Origin of the sequence: Sulfitobacter sp. 1A15258, from assembly GCF_043557045.1 — a bacterium.
Lineage (GTDB): Bacteria > Pseudomonadota > Alphaproteobacteria > Rhodobacterales > Rhodobacteraceae > Sulfitobacter > Sulfitobacter faviae.
On sequence record NZ_JBIFFK010000036.1, the window covers coordinates 1 to 2565 of the forward strand.

Consider the following 2565-nt stretch of genomic DNA (forward strand, 5'->3'; position numbering starts at 1 on the left):
TCACAAGTGGGCGGATACCCCGGAATAGGTGGGCGCATGTTGTCGGAATGAGTGGGCGGATACTCCGGAATACGCACCGTGAATGCAAATCCAATATCACAGCCAGGTACAGCCACCCCTCGCGCGTCCAAATATAACTGATATCGCCTGCCCACTTTTGGTTGGGCGCATCAGCGTTAAAGTCACGATCCAGCAGGTTTGGCGCGATATTGAACTTATGATTGCTGTCCGTTGTCGCCTTGTATTTACGAGTTCTTACGACCGATATGCCGTTCTGACGCACCAGCCTGCCTACGCGGCGGTGCCCTACATTCAGACCAATTTCCTTCAGCTCTTCGGTCATACGCAGCCTGCCATAACTGCCCAAACTGAGACGGGATTGTTCTTTGATATGGGCCAGCGTGACCAAATCAGACCGCTGCCTGCGGCTGGCTGGACGGCCACGATGCGCTCGCAAACCACGCGGGCTGACTGCCATAACCCGGCACATCAGATTGATGGAAAATGTTGTTCGGTGTTCTTCAATGAACTTAAACCTCACGGCTTTTGGCTCGCAAAGAACACCGTGGCCTTTTTTAACACTTCCCGCTCCTCCTTGAGAATGCGGTTCTCACGACGCAAACGGTCATTCTCTTCGGCAAGGCTCAGATCCTCTTTTGACACCACATCCGTGTCTCGATGTGCAGTGATCCATTTGTTGAGCGTCGACGTGCCGATGCCCAGATCGTCAGCCACCTGTTTGCGCGTCAGTCCATTGGTTGGCGCGATACGCACCGCATCAGCGCGGAATTCATCTGTGCGTTTCAGTCCTATAGTTAGTCTCCTTTGTTGCAGTAGATGCTATCAAAGGAGCGGCATCAAACCGCGACAGGTCCAATCCGTCCCATTGCTCTGAACCGGAAAAATGCTCTGTTCGCCGGACACGATACTGGCGCACGAAACTGGGCTGTCATCGCGTCCCTGATCAAGACCTGCAAACTCAACGGGATCGAGCCGCATGGATATTTGTCTGGTGTCCTCATGGCCATCTCAGACGGGCACAAACAGACCAATATCAAACAACTGCTGCCCTGGAACTACGTCAATCGGGTGTGAACGGCGCACCGCTTACACACCGAGCTATCAGCGGCAAGCGCCACCGACCCGGCATAAGCTGTGCGATGGATTTGACGCGCGGCTCCAAGAGCTTTTCGAGCAGGATCACAAGCGCCCGCGCCGGGAGCGGCGGACGGCCACGAAGCTTTACGAACAGCTCGTCTCGGAAGGGTATACTGGGTCCTATTCTCCGGTTCAGCGATTTATCCGAGACCTCAAACGTGCCGATGCTGGATCGGGAGAGGCGTTTATCCCCCTGCATTTTGCTGCCGGTGATGCGCTCCAGTTTGACTGGAGCGAAGAGCGCGTTGTTCTCGGTGGTGTCGAGCAGAAGGTAAAGGTTGCTCACTTCCGCCTGTGCCATAGTCGCAAACCTTTTGTCGTAGCCTATCCCGGCGAGAGCCAAGAAATGGTGTTGGATGCCTTTGTACGGGCGCTGTCCTTCTACGGCGGGGTTCCGCGACGGGTGATCATCGACAATCCCAAAACGATGGTGACCTATGTCTCCCGCTCGAAGGACCGAGTGTTCCATCCCCGGTTCCTGGCATTGATGAACCACTATGTAATGGAGCCGGTTGCCTGCACCCCCGCGTCGGGTTGGGAGAAAGGTCAGGTGGAGAACCAGGTCCATTTTTTACGAGGCCGATTGTTTGTTCCCATGCCAGCTTTTGATGATCTGGATGGGCTGAACAACTGGTTGCGTCTGCGCTGCGAGGAATTGGCAAGCCGCGCCCATCCTGAACAATCGTCCCGTACGATTGCGGAGGTTTTTGAAGATGAGCGCGCCGAGCTGCGCCCCCTGGGGCGGGCTTTTGATGGCTACGTGGAAAAGACGGTGCGGGTCCGTTCCACCTGCCTGGTTCAATATGACAGCAATCGCTATAGCGTGCCTTCCCGGTTTGCAGGCCAGCATGTCTCCTTGCGCGCCTATGCGAGCCGGATCGTGCTGGTGTCAGGCCAGGACGTTATTGCCGAGCACAAGCGTCGCTTCACCCGCAACGTCAGCTATTTTGAACCTTGGCATTATGTTCCTCTACTGGATCGCAAGCCCGGCGCTCTGCGCGACGGCGCCCCTTTTGTGGACTGGCAACTGCCTGAGGCCATGCATCGGATCAGGGAGCATTACATGGCTGGCAAAGGCGGGGACCGGGAGTTCGTCGATCTGCTTCTACTGGCCCAGGACCACGGGATCGAGGTGGTGGAGACGGCCTGCGAACTGGCAGTTGAACAAAACACGTTGCGCCTTCCTGCCATCACCAATCTGATCAACCAGTTGGTGGAGCCAATCATCACGCCGTTGAATGAGGGCAATGTCTATCCGCAGCTGACCGTGCGGCCCGAGGCCGACTGCAAGCGCTATGAGGCGCTCTGCTCGGCCGAGGAGGCTGCCGCATGAACGCTCTCATCGACCAACTGACCGCCTTGAGGCTGCATGGAATGGCAGCTTGCGCCCATGATTTGCTGTCCGCG

The 2565-nt window shown here is 56.6% G+C and carries 1 protein-coding gene and 2 pseudogenes; 2 read left to right on the plus strand and 1 reads right to left on the minus strand.

What is annotated here, in order from left to right; translation table 11 throughout:
- Positions 1 to 70 precede the first annotated feature (70 nt).
- Positions 71 to 813, minus strand: a pseudogene (locus tag ACGYK9_RS19250) (IS3 family transposase); the annotation flags it as partial.
- Positions 814 to 876: 63 nt separating this feature from the next.
- On the opposite strand from ACGYK9_RS19250, the pseudogene ACGYK9_RS19255 reads away from it, so the two are divergent.
- Together ACGYK9_RS19255 and istA are read left to right on the plus strand one after the other, a co-directional pair.
- Positions 877 to 1095: pseudogene (locus tag ACGYK9_RS19255) on the plus strand (transposase domain-containing protein); the annotation flags it as partial.
- The gene (gene istA, locus ACGYK9_RS19260) at positions 998 to 2491 is read left to right on the plus strand and encodes an IS21 family transposase (protein WP_394415310.1); all 1494 of its coding nucleotides are present in this window, start codon (positions 998 to 1000) and stop codon (positions 2489 to 2491) included. The pseudogene ACGYK9_RS19255 and the gene istA, both read left to right, overlap by 98 nt.
- The last annotated feature ends 74 nt before the right edge of the window (positions 2492 to 2565 follow it).

Coding starts and splice junctions, on each gene's coding strand:
- istA (WP_394415310.1), top strand. CDS start 998: ATGGATATTTGTCTGGTGTCCTCATGGCCATCTCAGACGGGCACAAAC.